The 21,629-nt window shown below is 43.0% G+C and carries 21 protein-coding genes and 1 pseudogene; 15 read left to right on the top strand and 7 right to left on the bottom strand.

Features of this window, described 5'->3' with window-relative positions:
• Positions 1-90: 90 nt before the first annotated feature.
• Entirely contained in the window at positions 91-774 is a 684-nt protein-coding gene (locus ABJH64_RS17350) for a hypothetical protein (protein WP_348299183.1), read from the bottom strand.
• Between the two features lie 396 nt (positions 775-1,170).
• Between ABJH64_RS17350 and ABJH64_RS17345 the strand changes: the two genes are divergently transcribed.
• Entirely contained in the window at positions 1,171-1,413 is a 243-nt protein-coding gene (locus ABJH64_RS17345; protein WP_348273797.1) for a hypothetical protein, read from the top strand.
• A gap of 122 nt (positions 1,414-1,535) precedes the next feature.
• Positions 1,536-1,835, top strand: a complete 300-nt coding sequence (locus ABJH64_RS17340; protein ID WP_348273798.1) for a DUF3892 domain-containing protein — start codon at positions 1,536-1,538, stop codon at positions 1,833-1,835.
• A 230-nt stretch (positions 1,836-2,065) separates the two neighbouring features.
• On the opposite strand, the gene ABJH64_RS17335 is transcribed toward ABJH64_RS17340, so the two are convergent.
• The 3 genes from ABJH64_RS17335 to ABJH64_RS17325 all read right to left on the bottom strand — a co-directional run bounded on the left by ABJH64_RS17335 (position 2,066) and on the right by ABJH64_RS17325 (position 5,312).
• Complete coding sequence (locus ABJH64_RS17335) at positions 2,066-3,046, bottom strand: zincin-like metallopeptidase domain-containing protein (protein ID WP_348273799.1); 981 nt, start codon at positions 3,044-3,046, stop codon at positions 2,066-2,068.
• A 426-nt stretch (positions 3,047-3,472) separates the two neighbouring features.
• Positions 3,473-3,943 carry a JAB domain-containing protein gene (locus ABJH64_RS17330; RefSeq protein ID WP_348299181.1) on the bottom strand — a complete coding sequence of 157 codons (471 nt, stop codon included), beginning with the start codon at positions 3,941-3,943 and terminating at the stop codon, positions 3,473-3,475.
• A gap of 454 nt (positions 3,944-4,397) precedes the next feature.
• Complete coding sequence (locus ABJH64_RS17325) at positions 4,398-5,312, bottom strand: helix-turn-helix transcriptional regulator (protein ID WP_348274188.1); 915 nt, start codon at positions 5,310-5,312, stop codon at positions 4,398-4,400.
• Positions 5,313-5,764: 452 nt separating this feature from the next.
• Between ABJH64_RS17325 and ABJH64_RS17320 the strand changes: the two are divergent.
• The 3 genes and pseudogenes from ABJH64_RS17320 to ABJH64_RS17310 all read left to right on the top strand — a co-directional run bounded on the left by ABJH64_RS17320 (position 5,765) and on the right by ABJH64_RS17310 (position 8,205).
• Positions 5,765-6,745: pseudogene (locus ABJH64_RS17320) on the top strand (aldo/keto reductase).
• Positions 6,746-6,755: 10 nt separating this feature from the next.
• The gene (locus tag ABJH64_RS17315) at positions 6,756-7,145 is read left to right on the top strand and encodes a cupin domain-containing protein (RefSeq protein ID WP_348274189.1); all 390 of its coding nucleotides are present in this window, start codon (positions 6,756-6,758) and stop codon (positions 7,143-7,145) included.
• A gap of 10 nt (positions 7,146-7,155) precedes the next feature.
• Positions 7,156-8,205 (top strand): NAD(P)-dependent alcohol dehydrogenase, encoded by a 1,050-nt coding sequence (locus ABJH64_RS17310; protein ID WP_348274190.1) that lies wholly within the window; start codon positions 7,156-7,158, stop codon positions 8,203-8,205.
• A gap of 242 nt (positions 8,206-8,447) precedes the next feature.
• Here the strand turns inward: ABJH64_RS17310 and ABJH64_RS17305 are convergent, their stop codons facing one another.
• The 3 genes from ABJH64_RS17305 to ABJH64_RS17295 all read right to left on the bottom strand — a co-directional run bounded on the left by ABJH64_RS17305 (position 8,448) and on the right by ABJH64_RS17295 (position 10,978).
• Positions 8,448-9,077 carry a hypothetical protein gene (locus tag ABJH64_RS17305; protein ID WP_348274191.1) on the bottom strand — a complete coding sequence of 210 codons (630 nt, stop codon included), beginning with the start codon at positions 9,075-9,077 and terminating at the stop codon, positions 8,448-8,450.
• A gap of 198 nt (positions 9,078-9,275) precedes the next feature.
• On the bottom strand, positions 9,276-9,983 hold the full coding sequence (locus tag ABJH64_RS17300) for a LytTR family DNA-binding domain-containing protein (protein ID WP_348274192.1): 708 nt from the start codon (positions 9,981-9,983) through the stop codon (positions 9,276-9,278).
• Positions 9,980-10,978 carry a sensor histidine kinase gene (locus ABJH64_RS17295; protein WP_146915549.1) on the bottom strand — a complete coding sequence of 333 codons (999 nt, stop codon included), beginning with the start codon at positions 10,976-10,978 and terminating at the stop codon, positions 9,980-9,982. The genes ABJH64_RS17300 and ABJH64_RS17295 overlap by 4 nt, the downstream gene beginning before the upstream one ends.
• Positions 10,979-11,403: 425 nt before the next feature.
• Here ABJH64_RS17295 and ABJH64_RS17290 point away from each other — a divergent pair, with 425 nt between their 5' ends.
• From ABJH64_RS17290 to ABJH64_RS17245, 10 genes are all read left to right on the top strand, one after another.
• Complete coding sequence (locus tag ABJH64_RS17290; protein WP_348274193.1) at positions 11,404-12,489, top strand: alpha/beta fold hydrolase; 1,086 nt, start codon at positions 11,404-11,406, stop codon at positions 12,487-12,489.
• A 26-nt stretch (positions 12,490-12,515) separates the two neighbouring features.
• The gene (locus ABJH64_RS17285; RefSeq protein ID WP_348274194.1) at positions 12,516-12,965 is read left to right on the top strand and encodes a nuclear transport factor 2 family protein; all 450 of its coding nucleotides are present in this window, start codon (positions 12,516-12,518) and stop codon (positions 12,963-12,965) included.
• A gap of 18 nt (positions 12,966-12,983) precedes the next feature.
• Entirely contained in the window at positions 12,984-13,427 is a 444-nt protein-coding gene (locus ABJH64_RS17280) for a nuclear transport factor 2 family protein (protein ID WP_348274195.1), read from the top strand.
• Positions 13,428-13,439: 12 nt separating this feature from the next.
• Positions 13,440-14,048 (top strand): flavodoxin, encoded by a 609-nt coding sequence (locus ABJH64_RS17275; protein WP_348274196.1) that lies wholly within the window; start codon positions 13,440-13,442, stop codon positions 14,046-14,048.
• Between the two features lie 37 nt (positions 14,049-14,085).
• Positions 14,086-14,514, top strand: coding sequence for a helix-turn-helix transcriptional regulator (locus ABJH64_RS17270; RefSeq protein WP_348274197.1), 429 nt, complete (start codon positions 14,086-14,088; stop codon positions 14,512-14,514).
• 84 nt (positions 14,515-14,598) lie between these two features.
• Positions 14,599-15,450 carry an aldo/keto reductase gene (locus tag ABJH64_RS17265; RefSeq protein ID WP_348274198.1) on the top strand — a complete coding sequence of 284 codons (852 nt, stop codon included), beginning with the start codon at positions 14,599-14,601 and terminating at the stop codon, positions 15,448-15,450.
• A gap of 44 nt (positions 15,451-15,494) precedes the next feature.
• A complete protein-coding gene (locus tag ABJH64_RS17260) occupies positions 15,495-17,102 on the top strand; it encodes a carboxylesterase family protein (RefSeq protein WP_348299180.1) in 1,608 nt (535 codons plus the stop codon).
• Positions 17,103-17,161: 59 nt separating this feature from the next.
• Positions 17,162-19,069 carry a PQQ-dependent sugar dehydrogenase gene (locus tag ABJH64_RS17255; protein ID WP_348274709.1) on the top strand — a complete coding sequence of 636 codons (1,908 nt, stop codon included), beginning with the start codon at positions 17,162-17,164 and terminating at the stop codon, positions 19,067-19,069.
• Between the two features lie 136 nt (positions 19,070-19,205).
• Positions 19,206-20,453 (top strand): PQQ-dependent sugar dehydrogenase, encoded by a 1,248-nt coding sequence (locus tag ABJH64_RS17250; protein WP_348274710.1) that lies wholly within the window; start codon positions 19,206-19,208, stop codon positions 20,451-20,453.
• A 64-nt stretch (positions 20,454-20,517) separates the two neighbouring features.
• Entirely contained in the window at positions 20,518-21,627 is a 1,110-nt protein-coding gene (locus ABJH64_RS17245; protein WP_348274711.1) for an aldo/keto reductase, read from the top strand.
• Positions 21,628-21,629 lie beyond the last annotated feature (2 nt).

Genomic DNA, 21,629 nt, shown 5'->3' with positions numbered 1-21,629 from the left:
TCTCAGTTTTGAAAGGGATTTGTGATTAGAGACGAGTTAATAGGCCAATTTCAGACAAAATCAGCCCTATCCGTTATCGGGTTAGATAAATCATTTACTCAACGCCTTAACAATCCTCTCCTGATTGATTACCACATCCCGGAAGAGCACATGGGGGAATGTCATATACTTGGAATTTTTAAATGCTTCGTAAATAGCGATCAGAGTTGATGCGGTCAGCAGCGAGAGATTCATATCCACGTCCATTTCGCAGTCTGTCACAAAATCATCGCTGAACTCTGGAGCTACCAGCAGAATCTTCACGATCCGGAGGTTGTTTTTCAAAGCTATATTCTGGTAAGATTTCAGCTGCCGGGAAACGGTACTGAATTTATTGTATCCGCTTTCTTTGCTGGTTTTGCACTCCACAATAATTACTTCATGATTACCAAGATTAATCAGGATATCCATAAGGTCTTTTTGGGTATTCAGCTCCTGACGGTACTTTTCATCCTTCATTTTCATGATTCCGTTTGCAGCTCCTTCTTTTCCGTGGGATAAAATCTGGTGGATGATCATTTCAGTCGCCTTTTGGGATTTCATCTTTTCCAATTCTTCTACAAACTTTTCTTTCCCCTCGATCTTTCTGTCACCGATTATATCCCAAACAATGTCATCGGTTACACTTTCAGTTACAAATTCCAAATCCCCCTTTGCAAAGGCCATATTAAGTTGTTTCAGAAACTCCATCTTTGGTGAGTTCCCACAGTTTGAGCTGGAAATAATTTTAGTCATTTTGTAGAGTTTTAATTGTAATACAGTGCTTTACAGTCTGCCTGTAACCAAATTAACAATTCCATCAATTCGGTTAAACCGGATATGTATATTTCTTGGACACAACGGTCGATTTGTTTAGGTCCATTTATTTCTACAGGGATTATAACAAGATTATAAAACCTACCTCGCCTACACCTAAAATTGCTTGGCTCTCAGGACTGGCTCCTCCCACCAAATCCCTCCTAATATCGCATTCACCCTTTAAAAACTATAGGTTGAATAGGTGTTATACACCAAAGCCAACTTCTCACCAAAATGCGACAGTTTGGTTTAAAAATTGGCCAGTTTTTATCAATAGCTTAGGGCTTTCCCTACATAGCATGATATTGCATCCGATTTATCCGTAAAAACCACATGTACAACTGGGCAGAAATATGCAGTGAGCTTAAGGTACTGGAGAAAAAGGCAAAAGAAAAAATTGACAAGTTAACTTTTGAGACCCCTTCGCTCCCGTATGACCGCCTGCGGAAAGGCAAGGAAATCATCGCCTTATCCAAAGCTATCCGCTTGCTGATGGATCAGGATTTGGATAAAGATGCTGAGATGATTCTGAGGATCCTGTTAGAAAAAGGAGTCAAGCTGAAATCTGTGGGGTAATAAACAGCAAAGACTCAGATGACGTATGATTTTTAGAAGACAGAAATTAGTCAGGAAATATTAGTTCACTTGCCAGCACCTCCATACAATTTCACATATTTGCAGCAGAGAAGTAGAGACGCATGAGAAAATTAACCGTCCATTTTATAGAAAAGGACAATAAAAGCAAGGAAGCTATCAAGATCCTAAAGATCGGAGGAGTCAATAATACCGGTCAAAGATGGGCAATCAGTACCAAAGAGGCCGTTGAAGGAATCCGGTCCGGGCAGTGGGAGCTGTTTGTATTAGCCAACAAAAATGAAATTCCGGTGCGGATCAGGCAGGAAGAAAATCAAAACCCGGAATTGATCGCCCATGGAGACGGCTACCTGCATAACCTGTTGGAAGACCTTCCGGAAATCAATTCAGAAGAGCCTGTTTAAGAAATCAGTTGGGGAAGTTCTTCGTATTCCTCTTTCGCTGCCAATTCGGCCACATTAGAGTTTCAAATTGGGAAGTCATCAGCCTGCTGAAGGTATGGGCTTTCATCCTGGACATCTCAGCAGGTTTCATCAAACCTTCAATAGCTTCATTTTTAAATCCTGGGCTTTAGCAGAACAAAAGCTATTCTGTATTTTACCATGACCAAAAAAAGGGGATTGCTCCCCTAATTCTAGAACGGAGGTTCCATCAGGATGTAATCCACCGCTTTTTGTGCTTTGCTGGCAGCCTCTATCAGTAAGTGCTTGTCATTGCGAAGTTCGTTTAGCCAGTTTTGAATGTAAGCTGCCGAGTTCTCCAGTAGGTACTGATCCAATATCCCGGTGAGGTTGTTTAGGTATCCTGCTCCCATCTCGGCGATCAACTCCTCACGACTGTAAAATTCTGACGCAAATTGCTGAGGTTCTGAAACTCCTGCCCTATTTAATCTGGAAGGGTGTCCTGTGCTGTGGACTAGCTCATGGTAAAATACCCCAAAATATTCCTCAGTGCTTGAGAAAAGTTTCTTTTCCGGCATCGTAATCTGATCGAGATCTGCTCTGTAATATGCGGATGATCCCTGATGGGTTAATTCAGGTGCCCGCAGCATCTCCTCATAAATCTTTTGGCATTGCTCATTTTCGGGTAGCGGATCTGTGTGCCCTATTTCAGGGAACTCCCATTCTATTCCCTCAATTTGTTCTATTGGAAACACTTTGAACTCCTTGAGAAAACCGGATTTACTCACCAGTTTCAGATCATATTCCCCTATTCTATCTTCTGGAATCACCTTTCCTGTCTTCTTATCCCGAAAGGCAAAGTTCCAGTAGCAGATCGGAAGAGCCTTTGCACCTTTCTTGATCTTACCTCCCATTGAATTAGCCTGTTTAAAAGTCAGGTAGTAGGGATACTGATGGCCACAGGATAATAATAGCCACAGATTAATTCCCTTGTAGGGTTTCTTTGTCAGGTAATTGGATGGCATTCCCATCTCATGCCAAGGTTGCTTCCAGGGAATCACCCCCTGCTCCAGCTTCTCAATAATCAGGTCGGTAACCTTTTGATAGATATCCGATAATCCCTTTGCGGTTTGTGTCCCCTTGTTTCTTGCTAAATCATTTCGGCTTTTTCTCTTGGCCGGTGTCGTTGCTGATGATTTTGTTTGCGTCTTCATAGTCTTTTGTGTTTTGGTTTTACAAATACTTATGAAGCTGCACCAGCCTGAGACCGGCACTTAGTGCAAGAGGAATCGGAATAAACCAGCAAAGGCAAGCGCGTGGGCTTTATGCCGAAGTCTCTTGCCTCGTGTGACGGGATCAGGCTAAATTGGCGGAAGAAGGAATGGAAAAAATAATAAGTCCTATTGTTGGCTTATTTGAAATATCAAAAAGTCTGAATGATCGAATTGTATAAATTCCATTTGGAACAGCTAAAAACAACATTCAAATGGCTATAGGATCATGAAAGGTTCATTAGTAGAAATACCCATGTATAGAAATCTGCAATCAATCGAGATTTTATAAAAATGAATGCCTACAAATAGCTTCCATGGATTTCCCGAAACGGAAAGTTCATGGAAGCTAAAAAAAGAAGAAGAGCCCTAAAGCTCCCCTTCATCTGCGAATGAATAGTATCCTTCAGCAGTCATAATCAAATGATCCAGTACCGGGATATCCAGGATTTCACCCGCTTTTTTAATCCGCTGGGTCAATCGCTTATCCTGCTCTGAAGGCAAAAGATTTCCACTGGGATGATTATGTGCCAGAATCATCGAACTACTTGCACTTTTCAAGGCAGCCGCCAGCACTAATTTGACATCCACTACGGTACCTGCTGTCCCTCCAGAGCTGATGGTTACAATACCCAACACCCGGTTTGCTCTGGATAACAGCATAACCTTAAAATCCTCTACAAACTCTATCCTGTCCTGATCCCAGGCTTGGGCAAACACTTCATATACCTGTCTTGAGCTCGCAACTTTTGGACGCATTGATGACTTAACTTTTACGCTGTAGCTCAGCTTAATCTCAGCTACTTCAAACAAATCAATTTTTCTTTCGGAAGTCTCCATAATCTTTTTCGTTTTTGTGGAACAATGAATTATGAAGCTTCATCAGGCCGTGGGCGACAAAGACCGAAAGGAAAAGGAATAAAAAGCGCAGCGCAGCAAGCGGCTTTATGCCGGAAGCTTACGGTCGCCCAGAGCCCTAAGGACTAACTTTGTGAGGAATTCAGGGGCAAAAAATCATCCCTGCTTAACAAGCCTCCTTCATGAAAATATCTAGAGATCATTCTCCCTTTTACTAAAATCACACTGAAATTGTTAAAATCAGAATACTACAGAAGTAAGCTGTCTTATCCCAGGCTGCTAAACTCCCGTTAGGGATTGAAAAGTAAATCCTCCGAAGGAGATTGAAATGAAAAGCCCGGCCGCAGGAACGGCCAAACAACTTAAAATTGATCAGTCCTAAAAAAACCAAGCCCACTTGAGCTTGGACTTTCTTGTTAACTAACCTATATATGTTCTACTTTTCGGAAAGGGCTGATTTCCTGAACTGTGTGGGGTTTTTTACCGTGTGCTTTTTAAAAAAGTTATTGAAATGTGTCACTTCTGAAAAACCTAAAGCGTAGGCAATATCAGATATATTCCAGGTGCTGTATTTCAATAACACCATCGCTTCCTGCAGGACACGTTCGGCTATTAGTGCAGTGGTTGTCTTTTCGGTAACCTCTCTTAAGGCCCGGTTCAAATGATTAACATGGACATTTAACTGACCTGCAAAATCAGAGGCCGTTCTTAGTTTTAAGCTGGTATGTAGGTCATCTATAGGAAATTGCCTTTCCAATAGCTCTAAAAACATGCTCGCTATCCGTCGGGAAGCGGAATTGAGCTTATTTTCAATCTGGGAAGCCGGTTGCAATTTCAGTCCAAAGTGGATCAGTTCAAAAAGCAGGTTCTTGATCAGATCGTATTTATACTTGTAATCCGAATTGAATTCAGATTCCACTTTCTCAAAAACAGAACTCACTTCAGTCACTTGTTCATCAGACAATTCGAACACATGTGTACCCTGACTTTGGAAAACCTCATATTGTTGGAACTGCCCAAACTGATCAAAGAAATCAGTACTGAATATACAGTAAACTCCCTCTCGGTGACGATCCAGATGTTCCCATTGATAGGGTATCATAGGGTTTGAAAACGACAAAGCCTGCTTTTTTATCTCTACCTCCTTATCTGCATATAGCACTTTACTATTTCCCATCACCAGCATGATTTTATAAAAATCACGTCTTCTGTAAGGAATTACCAAAGGCTTCCCCGGCTCTAGAGGCTTTAAATGAAAAAGGTTGAAATGCTTCACCTCATTTTGAAAATCCTCAGGAACACAATCGTTTTTTCGTTGATATACCTCATTTAGCCTTGCGGAATTTTCCATTGTTTTTAATTTTCCACTAACAGGAAGAGCATTTCCTGCAATACAGTTAGATGACCATTACAGATACAAAATTGCGAAAACACCTCTTAAAGAAACAATAGAATTCAAATCAAAACTTACGATTTTCAAATATTAATCAATCAAAAAGCTCATTTCCTCACCTCAACAATCGACTATGCTTGATTTGAATAACTAAAGTAAAAAATACTATCAACTGGCAGACTTCAAATAACTACACCCCAAAAACAGCATTAGCAATAGCCAGCAAGTATCTAGAGAACATGCCGATTGTTTGAATAGTATAAGCTATTGTTTGATTGGAGTTATTCTAAAAATTACGAATCCGCAAAATTTGTAATGTAACACTTCAGCAAGGAATCTCTTGGATTTTTATGATTCGATTCCTCTTCAAATTAGCTGAATTGGAATCATTGAATTAAAAAAAGCTCATTATGGAAAAGCGAAAATTAGGAAACAGCGGACTGGAAGTTTCAGCCTTAGGATTAGGCTGCATGGGTTTAACATTTGGATACGGACCAGCCACTGACAAATCTACAGGGCTTAAACTCATCCGAGCGGCGGTAGAAAAGGGTGTCACATTCTTTGATACTGCTGAGGCTTATGGTATTGCAAATGAAGAACTGCTCGGTGAGGCATAGGCTCCATTCCGTAAAGACGTGGTCATAGCGACCAAATTCGGGTTTAAAAACGGTGACTCTAAGCAAGGCCAGGATAGCCGTCCTGAGCGAATCAAGTTAGTTGCAGAAGAATCTCTGAAAAGATTAAAAACAGATGTGATCGACCTTTTTTACCAACACAGAGTCGATACAGAAGTCCCTATGGAAGAGGTAGCCGGAGCAGTGAAAGATCTGATTCAGGAAGGAAAAGTGAAGCATTTTGGAATGTCTGAAGCCGGAGTCCAGTCCATCAGAAAAGCACATGCGGTTCAGCCCGTCACAGCTTTGCAAAGCGAATACTCACTTTGGTGGAGAGAACCTGAAACGGAAATACTTCCTCTTTTGGAAGAACTAGGAATCGGCTTTGTTCCATTCAGCCCATTGGGGAAAGGATTTTTAACCGGAGCTATTAAGGCACACACCCAGTTTGATGCTTCGGATTTTAGAAATATTGTCCCTCGATTTACCGAGGAGAACAGAACGGCCAATCAGGTTCTGGTGGAACTTCTACAGGAAATTGCAACTGAAAAAGAAGCAACTACGGCACAGATCGCATTAGCATGGCTGTTGGCTCAAAAACCTTGGATCACCCCTATTCCCGGAACCACCAAACTGCATCGATTAGAAGAAAACCTGGGCGGAGCGTCGGTTAATCTCAACTCAGAGGATCTGGAAAAAATAGACGCTATTGCATCAAAAGTTGAAATTCAAGGAGCAAGATATCCAGCACATTTGGCGAAAAGAGCGGGAAATTAAATTTCAAATCATGAACTCATTTAAAGAAAAAGGAGGTAACGCTCCATCAGCATACTTCACCGGCACAGTCAATGTCAACATGTTACTTAATCCGGCAGATTACAATACCATTATGGGAATTGTGTCTTTTGAAGCTGGAGCCAGAACAAACTGGCATACCCATACCAATGGGCAAATTCTTATTGTCACTGATGGGATAGGCTATTATCAGGAAAAGGGAAAAGCAATTCAGGTTATCCAAGAGGGTGATGTGGTCCAAATTCCTGTAGATGTGATTCACTGGCATGGTGCTTCAAAAGAAAAAGCGATGCGGCATATCGCCATCGTTCCCGGAAGTAAAACGGACAGGACAGAGTGGCTAGATCCTGTCACAGAAGAAGAATATAGCTCGGAATTTTAAAACCAAATCAATGGAAACAACCACTAGTAAAGCATACGGATCAGAAGCAGAGGGCACACCTTTGCATGAAATGGAAATCAAACGCAGAGAACTTCTTCCTACTGATGTAGAGATGGAAGTCCTTTACTGCGGAATCTGCCATTCGGATCTACATCAAATTAAGAATGACTTCGGCGGAACCATGTTCCCAATTGTCCCAGGGCATGAGATTCTCGGAAGAGTAACCCGAGTTGGGGCTCAAGTAACTTCTTTTAAAGTCGGGGAACTCGCGGGAGTTGGCTGCATCGTTGACAGCTGTGGTCACTGCGAAAGTTGCGAGGAGGATCTTGAAATGTTCTGCGAAAAAGGCGTGACTTTCTCCTTCAATTCACCAGACAGACATCTTGGAGGTGCCACATTTGGGGGATTTTCCAAGTCTTATGTATGTGATCAGAGATACATGCTGCACATGCCAAATTTTGAAAATCTGGGGGCAGCGGCACCCTTACTTTGCGCAGGAATTACCGTTTACTCTCCTTTGAAACACTGGAATGCAGGACCTGGAAAAAAAGTAGGGATTTTGGGAATCGGCGGTCTTGGCCATATGGCTATCAAGATCGCCAAGGCCATGGGTGCTGAAGTCACAGTTTTTACTACCTCCCCTTCTAAAGTTGAGGACGCAAAACGTCTTGGTGCCGACTATGCTGTCCTTTCCAGCAATTCTGAGGAAATGTCAAAATACACTGCACAGCTACATTTTATCATTGATACTGTTTCTGCAAAGCATGATGTGAATTCCTATCTGAATTTATTGAAACATGACGGTACAGTAGTATTGGTCGGACTTCCTCCTGAACCACTGGAAGTCGGTGCTTTCAATATCATCATGGGAAGAAAAAGTTTCGCTGGGTCAAATATTGGAGGCATTGCAGAGACGCAGGAAATGCTGAACTTCTGCTATGAACATAACATCACGGCAGATTCTGAGATCATTGCAATGCAAGAAGTGAATGAGGCATTTGAGCGATTGGAAATAGGCGATGTCAAGTATCGCTTTGTGATCGACATGGCTTCACTCTAAAATCTTTAACCTATAAAACCTTCTCTTTAGGAACCTAGTCAGATGAAATTTTGCGAGACATACTGATTCTCCATGAAAAAACTTCCTAGAAGTGGAACATAAGTCCTGCAAGTTTAAAGATAGGCTGATTAAAAATCCTAAATCAGTCATTGGAAGAACAGAAAAATAACTGAAGCCGAATAAAAAGTTAAAACTTAATGATTTGGCTTCAGTTTCTTTTTAAATGTAGTTATTCTTACCTCCTATTCCGCCGGTGCCACGGCACCATTTTCTATCCAGGTCAGCCAGGCTTGTTTGAATTCCTCATAGCTCAATGGTGGTAAAGCTCTGTCTCCACCCATTGTCCAACCTTCTTTCACCAGTCCATCATCTGCGTGAGCTTTCAATGCCTCCATATCCTTATGCCCATTTCGCTCAAGATCCACCAATTGAAGTGCAAGCTCTCTTGGAGATCTTCCTTCAAACACCATTTTCATATCTGCGGGAGGCAAGTGCCATTCAGGGTTTCCGGGAGGAGTATGCTCTCCGGGAACACCTTCGGGTGCGTGACAAATGGAGCATTTGAGTGTCAATATACCTTTGCCGTCTACACCTCTCATTGGCGACATAGCATGTAGTTTTTGTTCATCCCCCTGCAGCGGAATATCTCCTGCCGGGTGGCAGTTCATACAGCGAGGGCTCATCAGGACTTTATAGACATCCTCAAAAGCCTCTAGAGACATAACCTCCTCAGCTTTCAACTCGGTTGATGTAATGCTTAGCCTATTTTTAAAGGAATATCCTGAGAAAATCAACAATCCGACCAGGACTAAATTTGAAAGTAGCAGCAGCCTTTTCTTGGCTATTCTACTGAAATCTTTGAAGTTTTTCATAGTAAACAGTGGTTTATTACAGTTAAATTATACAATAGTTATTCCTAGTAGAATATTCAGGTTTACAGTATTTTATCCTGTAAAAACCCAAGTGTCAATCCTATTTACAGGGAGAAACAATCGCTAACAACGAAAACATTTCCCCAGTTTAAAACTCAATAAACCAGCCCATTAGTCATAAAAAAGCATCCAAGCCACTTACAGCAACTTCCTGTCTCCCAATTTTTTGAAAAACTCATCCTTATAATTCCTGCTGATCGGATAAAGCTCCTTTCCTATCAAAACCTCATTGGATTGCACCTCATCTATATGCCGCATATTGATAATGAAGGATCGGTGAATACGCACAAATTCCCCTGGCAGCGCATTTGCTATGCTGGTCAGGGACACCAGTGACATCACCTTCCGGGTTGAGGTGATGATCTTGATGTATTCCCGCTGGGCTTCTATGGCCTGAACTTCTGCAAACAGGAATTTCACGATTCGTGTATCCGTTTTGATAAAGAAGTAATCGGGTTTCTCTCCTGTTTCCCCAGCCACTACTTGCACTGAAAGGTATTCTACCGCCTTGTCAATTGCTTTCTTAAACCGCTCAAAAGAAACCGGTTTCATTAGGTAATCTATCACATCCAACTCATACCCCTTCACCGCATATTCTTCATAGGCAGTCACAAATATGGTGAGCGGTTTATCTTCCAATTCATTCAGCACATCCATGCCCGTCATCAGTGGCATCCGGATGTCCAGTAATAGGATATCCACCGTATTTTCCTTCAGGAAAGCCAAAGCTTCCTCCCCATTGCTACACACTCCTGCCAGCTCCAGACTACTTACTTTGGACACATAATCCGAAAGCAATTTCCTTGCTGGTGGTTCATCATCCACAATTAGGATTTGGTAGTTCATTTTAGGTTTATGGTTAGGTTCACTTCAAAAGAGGTGAGTTGCTGATCCATGATCAACTCATGTTTACCGGGATAAATCAGATTCAGCCTCTTTTTCACATTAGACAGCCCTACCCCACTTTCCTCTTCGGCGGTTTTGCGGGCATCGATCACATCATTTTTAATATGGAAAAACAACTGATCATTGGCATCGACATGTAGCTTGATTTCTATTGTTCCATCAATGGTATTTCCGTGTTTGAAGGCATTTTCCAAGAAAACCAAAAAGATCAAATGGGCGATCTGATGACTGTCTCTCACTCCCTTATGTTTGAAAATGATTTTGGGTTTCTCATCCAGCTTGAGTCTCCAGAGCTCTATGAAATTCTCCATAAAGGAGATTTCTTTGGCAAGCGAAACAAACTTTCCCTGATCCTCATAGAGCATATGGCGCATCATCTCGGACAGCTTCATGATTGCAGGAGCAGTATTGCTGTCACTGAAATAAGCCATAGAATAAATGTTATTCAGCGTATTAAACAGGAAATGCGGACTCAGCTGAAGCTTGAGAAACTTCAGTTCAGAAGCCAGTTGGCTGTTTCGGAGTTCTATCGCATTTCTCTGTGCCGAAATCATACTTGCAAAAAACCAGATCACCGTAGTAATGAGATAAAACCCAAGAGCCGGAACTGCCCTGATAAAATACGTGTAGGTTACAGACATATGGGTCATACCCAGAAGGCTCACCCTCAAGAGGACAATGATTACCACCAAAGCGATAGACGCTAAAATATAGGCCGAATACCTTCCCTTTTTATAAATACGCGGCAGAAGTAGATAATAATTGATGTAGGCTATAGATGAAGAAGTCAGCACATCAGAGATCACAGCTTTCCACACATCGTTGGGTGATCTAATCCAGTTGCTCAGCGAAGCAAATAATATCGCCCCATAGCAAAGCCAGAAGAGGACATGCAGCGCATAAAAAACCGGACGCGATACGAGATTATGTTTCATTATCGAAATTTAGGATTTTAAATAACACCAAATCCCAGAGATCATCCAACTGACACGTGTGATCTACAGAATACCTTTTTTAACCTATAAGTGGTAAAATATTCCGATTTAGTTACCGGGAGAAAACGCACTCGGTACTGACTTTTCTGTAAAGGTGCTGATGCAATACAGACTATAGTAAACACTAGTGGGCAACTTATAGGAACTGCCCCAGAAAGGGCAGAAATCAAAAAACCACTTTTCATTCGTAGATCAAATCTGTCATTTGGGTGATTGATCTCTGCTGTCTGTTGATTTTCCACAAACCGTAGGAATATTTTTCGTCTCTTAGTTGTGTATAAAAAGGTTTACAAGATCCGGCAGAGTCATTATAACATCCGATACAATGCCTACTACAAGATTCAGAAACATACCGACTTATAGTCATGTTCAAAATTAGAATTCTACATTTCATCCTTGCACTTAGCACTGTTTCCCCAGCTTTTGGTCAGAAAGGTTCTATTGTATTAGAAGACCAAGGAAGTTTTGCAGTGGGAGGAAAAGTAATAACTGCTCCGGGTACGTTTGACCCTATAGAAGATGGGGCTTTTAATCCAGGCAATCAAAGCTCAGACGGGCAGACCCTCCATGGAGACCATGCCTATGTATTTTACCAAATCCCTGAAAAATCAAAGGAACTTCCTTTAGTGTTTTGGCACGGCTACGGTCAGTTTTCCAAAACCTGGGAAACAACCCCTGATGGAAGAGAAGGCTTTCAAAACATCTTCCTACGCAAGAATTATCCTGTTTACCTCATCGATCAACCCAGACGTGGACGGGCTGGACGTAGTACTGTACCTGGCTCTATTTCTGCAGCCCCAGACGATCAACTTTGGTTTGGGATTTTTCGCCTGGGAGTAGGCACCGAATTCTATCCGGGAGTTCAGTTTGATAAAAGTCCTGAAACCTTGGATCAGTTTTTCAGACAAATCACCCCGGATACCGGACCTATTGATTTTGATGCAAACACCAAAGCTGTTTCTGCTCTCTTTGATAAAATCGGTGATGGGATATTAGTCACCCATTCCCATAGTGGCGGGCAAGGATGGCTTACAGCATTAAAGTCAGAACATATTAAAGGAATAGTATCCTATGAGCCAGGAAGCAATTTCGTCTTTCCGGAGAGCAGTGTACCAGATCCAATCACTTATGTAGGAGGAACTTTGCGTGCAGTTGGTGTACCAATGGATGAATTCGAAAAGCTGACCCAAATCCCTATTGTAATTTATTACGGAGACTACATCCCGACCGAACCGGTAGAGAATCCAGCCCAAGAACAATGGCGGGCTGCCCTGCAAATGGCGAAACGCTGGACAGAAACAGTAAACGAACATGGTGGAGATGTCACCTTGGTACATCTGCCGGAAATCGGCATCAAAGGAAATACCCACTTTCCATTCTCTGACCTAAACAATCAGCAAATAGCCGACTTGATGTCCGAATGGCTCAAGGAAAAAGGCTTCAATAAATAAACATCAACTAATTAAAAAATAAAACCATGAAAAAGTACCTATCCATCCTTACTCTCCTCCTATTGAGTGTTTCATACACTTTTGCCCAGTCCGCCGAAGAGCAGGAAATCAAAAAACTCTCCATGGACAAGTGGCAATGGATGGCTGATAAGGATGTAGCCAAACTGGAGAACCTCTTTGACGACAAAGCCAAATTTGTCCACATGAGCGGAAGCTGGAAAAAAGACCGTGAACTGGAAATCATCGAGTCTGGAAGTATCTGGTACAAAAACGCAGAAGTCCATGATACAGCCATTGAGATTTCTGAAAACACCGCGGTGGTCTGGAATAGAATCACTTTGACAGCCCATGTTAGAGGCAACGATGTGGTCACAGAATTTACGGTGACCGAAGTTTATCAAAAGCAGGGTGAAGACTGGAAAATGTTGGTTTTGACATTCAGTAGTGTTAGAGACACACACGAGATTGAGCATTAATCCCATATCCAAACAACTATGAAAAAGACAATTCTAGCATTCTTCTTATTGTTCTCCGCAGTACAAATCTCCTTTGGACAAGAGGCGACCAAACAAGAAATCATCGAGCTTTCTAAAACCAAATGGCAGTGGATGGCAGATAAAGACGCCGATAAACTTGCAGAGCTTTTTGACAACAAATCAGTCTTTGTCCATATGGGCGGTGCCTGGGGCAAAGAGCAAGAAGTCAACATCATCCGCAGTGGCGGGATCTGGTATAAGAAAGCGGATATCCATGAAGTTTCGGTTGAAATTATCGATAACACCGCCATTCTACTGAACCGCATCACATTGATCGCCGAAGTTGGTGGAAATGAGGTAAGCAATCCATTTGAAGTCACTGAGGTTTACATCAAAAAAGCAGATGGCTGGAAATTGGGTTCCCTGTCTTTCACAAAACTGATGGGACCTGGGGATCGGTAAAAATAAAAATCCATGAAGTATTTATTCCTTTTCATTTTCCTCTTTAGCTCTTTGAGCTGCACCAGTCAAACTCAAACTGAGGCTGTTGTTAATCCGGTTGAAACAGACTCGGATAAAATCCTCATTGTTTACCTCTCCCGTACCAAAAACACGAAAGCGGTGGCTGAGATGATTCAGAAAAAGGTAGGCGGAACTTTGGTAAGTCTGGAGTTGGAGACTCCTTATCCTGAAGGTTACGGAGCAATTGTAGCACAGGTTGCCCAGGAAAATGAGACGGGTGTCCTACCTCCATTAAAAACCAAAGTTGACCTCTCCCAATACGAGACGGTGTTTGTAGGATTTCCGACTTGGGGAATGCAGTTACCGCCACCGATGAAAACATTCCTGAGTGAAAATGACCTAAGCAGCAAGACTGTCATTCCTTTCAATACCAATGCAGGTTATGGAATAGGAAGCAGCTTTGACTCCGTTGAGGAGCTTTGTCCGGAAAGTGACATTCTCGAAGGCTACTCCACTACAGGTGGAGTAGAAAGAGACGGGATATTATTTGTCATGGAAGGGGAAAAGGAAGTAGAAGTTAGAACGGCCGTGAATAATTGGCTGAGTGATTTGGGCTACTAAGCGATCATCCACGCAGCAAAAAAGATTAGAATAAGCTATGATTCAGACAGCGAATAAAAAATGTGTAAAGATTAATACTGAAGAACATTCAAATTCTGCAGCAAACAGGATCAGTGGAGATTTTATGGAACTGCTGGAAAGCCAATTTCCCATTACTGATCTACGCAATACACTTAAGCTTAGAACTGCATCAGATTTTGCACAAAAACTGGATATCCATGTAAACCATCTCAATAGATCGGTCAAAGCAATAAACAACAAACCAACTTCAGTGATTATTCGCGAGAGAATTCTTGCTGAATCCAAACGTCTTTTGAAGCAAACTGAGTGGAACGTGTCTGAAATAGCCTATGCATTGGGATTCACAGAAGTGACTCATTTCAATAACTTTTTCAAAAAAGCGATGAATATGAATCCTTCCCAGTTCCGCAAATCATTAAATGAGAACAGGAAACATAAAACATAGATTGGGTTACAAGAAAGAAAGTCCAGGTCCATGTGGGCTTGGCTTTTCTAGTTCATCTAATCACACACAAAAAAGAGAATTGACATGCAAAACATAACATTAAACAACGGAGTTGAAATGCCCATTTTGGGCTTTGGGGTTTTTCAAATCGCCGATCAGGCAGAATGTGAAAGAAGTGTAATAGATGCAATCGAAGTTGGTTACAGATTATTGGATACTGCTTCTTCTTATAAAAATGAGGAAGCAGTAGGTAAAGCAATTAAAAACAGTGGAGTTGCACGGGAAGAATTGTTTATCACCACCAAGCTTTGGATTGAAGACACAGGTTTTGACAAGACTAAAGCCGCAGTAGAGAAATCCCTGAAAAAGCTCCATCTGGATTACCTGGATCTCTATCTGATCCATCAGCCATTTGGGAATGTGCATGAATCCTGGAGGGCGATGGAGGAACTGTACAAGGAAGGTAAAATCCGTGCGATTGGCATCAGTAATTTTCAGCCTGACCGGGTTGTAGATTTGATGGCATTCCATGAGGTCGTTCCTGCTATCAATCAGATCGAAACGCACCCCTTCCACCAACAGATCGAGACCCAACAATTTCTAACTGAAAACAACATTCAAATCGAATCTTGGGGGCCATTTGCAGAAGGAAAAAATGGACTTTTTAGCAATGAGCTTTTAGCATCTATTGGCACCAAATACCAGAAATCCATCGCGCAAGTTGTGGTAAGATGGTTGACCCAGCGGGGGGTGATAGCAATCCCAAAATCAGTCAGAAAAGAACGGATGGCCGAGAATTTCAATGTTTTCGATTTTGAACTCAGTCCTGAAGACATCAAGCAAATCGAATCGTTGGATCAAAAGGAAAGTTCCTTTTTTGATCATCGGGATCCAAATATGGTCAAATGGCTGACCAGTAGGAAATTAGAGGAATAGTCATCAATCAAGCAATAAACTTCCAATCCCAACCTTAAATCAAAATGAAAAGACTCCTATTATTCAGCTTATTTTTCCTGATAGTAATGTCAGGATTTGCGCAGGAACCCATCGTAAAAATCAGTTCCGGTTCACTCCTGGGTGCGACACAGGGTGATGTCACCAGCTTCAAAGGAATTCCTTTTGCAGCACCTCCTGTCGGAGAGTTTCGTTGGAGACCTCCCCAGCCTGTCAAAGCATGGGAAGGTGTCAAAAATGCAACAGAATATTGTGCCGATTGTCCGCAACGAACCTGGCCGGGATCTACTGCCAAAACATCAGAGGATTGTCTATTCCTGAATATCTGGAAACCAGCTGATGCCGTAAAAGGAGCAAAACTACCCGTGATGGTATGGCTTCATGGAGGAGGATTTACAGGTGGAAGTGGCGCAGGTCCAGGCTCAGCGGGAGATGCATTTGCGAAGCAAGGGGTTATTTTGACAACCATCAATTACAGGTTGGGTAGATTGGGTCACTTTGCGTTTCCGGCTTTGAGCCAGGAGAATCCTGACGAAATGAAAGGAAGCTATGCCTATATGGATCAAATTGCTGCGCTCAAATGGATTCAGGAAAACATTGAAGAATTTGGTGGAGATCCTGATAATGTGACCATTTTTGGATTTTCCGCAGGAGGAGTTGCTGTGCATTCCCTGTTAAGCATTCCATCGGCAAATGGACTTTTTCATAAAGCCATCAGCGAATCCGGAGGTGGACGTGATGGGGTTTTAACCGGAAGACCTATCAGAGAAGATAATGCTGATGAATTGTACCCAGTTTCGGCAGAAACCATCGGGATCAACTTTGCAAAAAGATACGGCATTCAAGGAACTGGTAAAGCTGCATTGGATCAGCTTCGGGCATTGAGCGTCGATGAAATTTTAGATGGTGGTCAGGAAAATGACAGCACAGGAGCCAGAACTTATTCAGGACCTATTCTGGATGGAGAACTCGTAGTGGAAACAGCGGAAACCGCCTATCAAGCCGGAAGACAGGCAAAAGTTCCGTTGATGATCGGAAGCTCAAGTGCAGAAATCGGTGGCGGATTTATCAATGCCAGTCAAACCAAGGAAGAGCTATTTTCACAATTCGGTGAGTTGGAAGCAGAAGCAAAAGCTGCTTACGATCCAGATGGCAACAAGGAATTCAATGAAGTCCTGACCAAGTTTACAACAGATTGGGGTTGGGGCGAGCCGGCTAGAATGACCGCTAGAGCATTCGTCGAAGAGAACCAACCGGTTTACGTATGGCAGTTTGGATACGTCCCTCCTGCTGCAAGAGAGCGATCTCCTTATGGAGCGGGGCATGGTTCGGAAACTTCTTTTGTATTCAACACGCTGAATGCAAGATGGGGAGCCCAGGGTGAGCCAACAGAAGAGGAAAAGGAGTTAGCAAGGATCATGAATACCTATTGGGCCAATTTTGCCAAAACCGGAAATCCTAACGGAAACAACCTTCTTGAATGGCCTCAGTACGACGTTCAAGAAGCAGAGATTTTGGATATAACGCTCGACGGAAAAGTGACCAGCACCCCCGATCCTAGAAAAGCACGATTCGATGTGTTGGAAAAAGCATTTAAGAATCGCACCCGACTGCAAACTAGACTCGGTTTTTAAGCCTTAATATCCATAGTCTATAACTGCATAAACTTTTCCAACTATAAAGCCTATTAAATATGAGTGTATACAAAACATTATTAGCATCTCTAACGCTATTCGCCACAGTCACCCTCTCTGTTCAATCGCAATCGTCGCCTGAATCCTTGGCTGAGGGGAAAAGTCTCTACGATGTCAATTGTGCGAACTGTCATGGAGATGCTGGTCAGGGGGCAAAAAAGGCAGGCTTTGAGATTTCCATTATCGCCGAACGCGGGGGGATACAACCTCCCGACTTAACTGATTCTGTATGGGATCACGGTTCGACTGATGCTGAGATATTCAAGGTGGTCAAAGAAGGAATTCCTGCCGGGATGATGCCTTCGCTAATTGGTAGACTCTCCGACAACCAAATTCAAAATGTCGTTGCTTATCTCCGCTCATTGGCTTCATCTCAGAAGGACGTTACGTCGGCAGTTTCAAACGCGACTGATACTTCAGAGATCACGCTTGAACTTGAAGATTATTTCGAAATGCCTATCACTGGAGACATGTCAACTGATCGTGTTTCCGGGGTATTGGCGAGAGGCAGTATCATGTTAGATGAACCGGGAGACAAACAACGCTTTTTCCTGAACGATTTAACAGGCCCACTTTATATTCTGGACAAGCAGACAAAAGAGCTGACAACCTACCTAAATTTCGCTAGTCTGTTTCCAAATTTCACAGCAGGGTTTGGATATGCGGCAGGTATGCTGAATTTTGTCTTTGATCCGGAGTATGAGAAAAACGGAATATTTTATACGCTCCATATGGAGAATGTTTCTGACTCAGAAAATAGTGCGGCTCCAAAAACTGATGTGGTATCTGGACTTGACTTGGAAGGTTATGAGCTTACAGAGCCAATTGCGAAACCTGAAACAGTCCAGGATACACGATTCGCCAGAGAGTTGGTCATTGTGGAGTGGAAGGATGAGGAGATTGGAAACACGACTTTCGAGGGATCGGCACGCGAGGTATTCAGACTTTTTGTGCCAGGGTTATTTCATCCATTCAATGAAATCACATTTAACCCGGTGGCCAAAGCTGGCGACGCAGACTGGCGTGTCATGTACCTGGGAATTGGGGATGCTGGTACCGGCGAACGACCAGGCCCAATGCGGATGCACGCCCAACGTTTAGATACCTATCAAGGGAAGGTTCTTCGTATAATCCCTATGCTGAATGAACATACATCAACTAGTACAATAAGCGAAAATGGTCAATACAGAATTCCAAACGATAATCCGTTTGTTTCTGTAGAAGGTGCACGAAAAGAGATCTGGGCCTACGGCCTAAGAAACCCACACCGCCTAACCTGGTATATTGACCCTGACCAGCCTAGTGATCCTGTATTGCTTGCGTTCAATATTGGTTTGGTTAGCTGGGAAACCGTGGCAATCATCAAAAAGGGAGCAAATTATGGATATCCCCTCCGGGAGGGTAACCTTGCTATGTCCGAAGGTAATGGGATGAGGCCCATACCCGCTGATGATACAATACCAATTCTACTTTCTGACACAGATACTATAGGAACTGTAAAACCTACCTATACGGTAATTAAATATCCTCATGCACCAGGCGGAGGTGATGCGATTGCAAATGGTTTTGTTTATACAGGCACACGCCACAAAGCCTTGCAAGGAACAATCGTATTTGGAGACATCACTACCGGGCATATTTGGTATGCTAAAATAAAAGACGTGCTGGCCGCTGATGACGGGGACCCACAAACTTTTGCGACGATAATTGAACTAAAAACTAATCTTAGAGAACTATCAGAAGAGACCTACCGAAAAAGAGGCGGTGGTTCTGGGGGACTTCCGGGTCGGGGTGCAATCGCAGGGGCAGGTCGCTTGGACATTCGATTGGCACAGGACAGCGAAGGAGAATTGTACGTTATCACTAAAGGAGATGGTATGATCCGAAAATTTGGAAGCATTAAATAGTTGAAGGAGGGAAGATTCAGCCCGCCTTGAAATAGTGATTTGAAGCACATAAGAGTCGAGTTCAACTGAAATCTTAAGTTTGTTTTTAACTCGCTTAAATCTTTATAATCTGGAGTACAACTTAAACTACAACCACATGCAAACATCAAAATTTATTCTTCTCTTTTCCATCATCAGTTTGGGGCTCCATGTGAGTTGTACCGCAGATGATGACCTGATCGATGATCAAGACACTGGTCAGGAGCAGGAAGTAGGTACTCCCGTGGAAACGAATTCGCCAAACTCAAACTTTCAGCCAGCTTTTGAAGGCCAAACAAGAATTGGAAGTGTGACTACTGAAACCCCATTCGAGGCAACTGTTATATCATCTGATTTGACAGCTCCCTGGGGTATCACCAATCTCCCAGATGGAAGGTTGTTAATCACCCAAAAGGCGGGCCAGATGCGAATTGCTACCACCTCAGGCGAACTGAGTGAAGCGATCACTGGTCTGCCTCCCGTCAATCCTGCCGGGCAAGGAGGGTTACTGGGGTTATGTGTTGACCCAGATTTTGGCAATAATAGAATGGTCTATTGGGTTTTCTCAGAGCAAACTTCCGGGGGAAATTTAACAGCAGTTGCCAAAGGAAGACTTGCAGACAATGAAAGTACCATCGAAAATCCGACAGTGATCTATCGTGCCAATCCGGCAGATAACAGCAATGCACATTATGGTGGAAGAATCCTTTTTGATGCAACCGGAAATCTGGTAGTGAGTACCGGAGAACGAGCTTGGCCAGCCACTAGAGCTCTGGCCCAATCGGTGAGTACCGGATTGGGGAAGATCGTACGGATCACTACAGATGGCCAACCTGCTCCCGGAAATCCAACTTTTGAGGAATCCGGAGCTTTGCCGGAGTTATATAGCTATGGACACAGAAACCCGCAGGGTTTGGCCTTCCATCCCACAACAGGTGATTTATGGCTAAGCGAATTTGGACCCAGAGGAGGTGATGAAGTAAATCTCATCACACCGGGAGCTAATTACGGATGGCCAGTGATTACCTATGGCATTGATTACAGCGGTGAGATTATGGGTGATGGAATCCAGCAACAGGAAGGCATGGAACAACCGGTTTACTACTGGGATCCGGTTATTTCACCAAGTGGTATCACATTTTATTCAGGAAATCGAATTCCGGAATGGGAAAACAATCTATTTATCGGAGCCTTAAGCGGTACGCATATAGCTAGACTGGTAATCGACAGTGACAATAAAGTGGTTGGAGAAGAACGATTGCTGGTAGGCGAAAGCCAACGGTTCAGGGATGTTATTCAGGGTTTGGATAATGCCCTTTATGCCATTACAGATGCAGGAAGATTATATAAAATCGACAGGCAATAAGTAAAATATCCCCTTGAGATGGATCATCTATAGGGAATTCAGAATTTAAAGTAAATAGAGAAACATGACCAATAAAATAAAATCCAACCGACGGGAGTTTTTTAAAAGTGCTGCATTGGCTGGAGCCAGTTTGGTAATGACCCCTACTCTGGCAATGAGCTCAGGAGACAAACCACGCCTAAATGCATCAGCCGCTCTCCCAACCCGAAACCTTGGAGCATTAGAAGTTTCAGGGATCGGACTGGGATGCATGAGTATGGTGGCAGGCACTTACAATCCTACTCCGCCAAAAATGGATATGATCGCACATCTCCGCAAAGCAGTAGAGCGCGGAGTCAGCTTTTTTGATACGGCGGAAGTTTACGGGCCTTATGGTAGTGAAGAAGTGGTGGGAGAAGGTTTGGAACCATTCACAGGTCAAATCAAAATCGCTACTAAAATCGGTTTTGAAATTCAAAACAGCCAACGAATGGGGCGAAATAGCAGCCCAGAATCACTCAAAAGAGTGATCGATGGTAGCTTAAAAAGACTTCGTGTGGAAACCATTGATCTCCTTTATCTGCACAGGTGGGATCCACAGATTCCGATTGAAGAAGTAGCAGGAGCATTTAAAGAAATCATCGCAGCAGGAAAAGCAAAACACTGGGGATTATCAGAGGTTGCGCCCGATACTTTGAGAAAAGCTCATGCAGAATTACCTGTTTCGGCTCTGCAAACCCAGTACTCCTTAGGTGAGCGATTTCCTGAAAACCAAATTCTGGATACGTGTGAAGAGCTTGGAGTAGGTTTCGTGCCTTGGGGACCGACATTGAGGTCCTTTCTGACGGGTAGGTTTAATGAGTATAGCCGATTTGACGAATTGGACAGACGTTCTCAGTTGCCATTTTTCTCTGCTGAGGGATTGGAACAGAACATGCCGTTTTTGCGGATTGTGCAGGAATGGTCGCAGAAAAAAGGAATTACCATGGCGCAATTTTCGCTTGCCTGGCTCCTCTCCCAAAAGCCTTTTATTGTACCTATTCCTGGAACAATCAGCCCGCAGCATTTGGAAGAAAACCTAGGGGCTTTAGAAGTGAAGTTTACGGCTAGCGAGTTAGCTGAAATTCGATCCGAAATAGAAAAATTCGATTTGTTGGGTGTCCGTTCTAAAGAATCTGCTTTAGATGATCAGTAATT

This window comes from Algoriphagus sp., assembly GCF_039969895.1.
In the GTDB taxonomy this organism is placed as follows: Bacteria; Bacteroidota; Bacteroidia; order Cytophagales; family Cyclobacteriaceae; genus Algoriphagus.
The sequence above is the reverse complement of the archived record's forward strand: the minus strand, read 5'-3'. Positions and strand labels throughout refer to the sequence as shown.

Excerpts from the sequence above, each read along its gene's own strand:
- ABJH64_RS17350 (WP_348299183.1), bottom strand. The coding sequence starts at position 774 with ATGACTAAAATTATTTCCAGCTCAAACTGTGGGAACTCACCAAAGATG.
- ABJH64_RS17345 (WP_348273797.1), top strand. The coding sequence starts at position 1,171 with ATGTACAACTGGGCAGAAATATGCAGTGAGCTTAAGGTACTGGAGAAA.
- ABJH64_RS17340 (WP_348273798.1), top strand. The coding sequence starts at position 1,536 with ATGAGAAAATTAACCGTCCATTTTATAGAAAAGGACAATAAAAGCAAG.
- ABJH64_RS17335 (WP_348273799.1), bottom strand. The coding sequence starts at position 3,046 with ATGAAGACGCAAACAAAATCATCAGCAACGACACCGGCCAAGAGAAAA.
- ABJH64_RS17330 (WP_348299181.1), bottom strand. The coding sequence starts at position 3,943 with ATGGAGACTTCCGAAAGAAAAATTGATTTGTTTGAAGTAGCTGAGATT.
- ABJH64_RS17325 (WP_348274188.1), bottom strand. The coding sequence starts at position 5,312 with ATGGAAAATTCCGCAAGGCTAAATGAGGTATATCAACGAAAAAACGAT.
- ABJH64_RS17315 (WP_348274189.1), top strand. The coding sequence starts at position 6,756 with ATGAACTCATTTAAAGAAAAAGGAGGTAACGCTCCATCAGCATACTTC.
- ABJH64_RS17310 (WP_348274190.1), top strand. The coding sequence starts at position 7,156 with ATGGAAACAACCACTAGTAAAGCATACGGATCAGAAGCAGAGGGCACA.
- ABJH64_RS17305 (WP_348274191.1), bottom strand. The coding sequence starts at position 9,077 with ATGAAAAACTTCAAAGATTTCAGTAGAATAGCCAAGAAAAGGCTGCTG.
- ABJH64_RS17300 (WP_348274192.1), bottom strand. The coding sequence starts at position 9,983 with ATGAACTACCAAATCCTAATTGTGGATGATGAACCACCAGCAAGGAAA.
- ABJH64_RS17295 (WP_146915549.1), bottom strand. The coding sequence starts at position 10,978 with ATGAAACATAATCTCGTATCGCGTCCGGTTTTTTATGCGCTGCATGTC.
- ABJH64_RS17290 (WP_348274193.1), top strand. The coding sequence starts at position 11,404 with ATGTTCAAAATTAGAATTCTACATTTCATCCTTGCACTTAGCACTGTT.
- ABJH64_RS17285 (WP_348274194.1), top strand. The coding sequence starts at position 12,516 with ATGAAAAAGTACCTATCCATCCTTACTCTCCTCCTATTGAGTGTTTCA.
- ABJH64_RS17280 (WP_348274195.1), top strand. The coding sequence starts at position 12,984 with ATGAAAAAGACAATTCTAGCATTCTTCTTATTGTTCTCCGCAGTACAA.
- ABJH64_RS17275 (WP_348274196.1), top strand. The coding sequence starts at position 13,440 with ATGAAGTATTTATTCCTTTTCATTTTCCTCTTTAGCTCTTTGAGCTGC.
- ABJH64_RS17270 (WP_348274197.1), top strand. The coding sequence starts at position 14,086 with ATGATTCAGACAGCGAATAAAAAATGTGTAAAGATTAATACTGAAGAA.
- ABJH64_RS17265 (WP_348274198.1), top strand. The coding sequence starts at position 14,599 with ATGCAAAACATAACATTAAACAACGGAGTTGAAATGCCCATTTTGGGC.
- ABJH64_RS17260 (WP_348299180.1), top strand. The coding sequence starts at position 15,495 with ATGAAAAGACTCCTATTATTCAGCTTATTTTTCCTGATAGTAATGTCA.
- ABJH64_RS17255 (WP_348274709.1), top strand. The coding sequence starts at position 17,162 with ATGAGTGTATACAAAACATTATTAGCATCTCTAACGCTATTCGCCACA.
- ABJH64_RS17250 (WP_348274710.1), top strand. The coding sequence starts at position 19,206 with ATGCAAACATCAAAATTTATTCTTCTCTTTTCCATCATCAGTTTGGGG.
- ABJH64_RS17245 (WP_348274711.1), top strand. The coding sequence starts at position 20,518 with ATGACCAATAAAATAAAATCCAACCGACGGGAGTTTTTTAAAAGTGCT.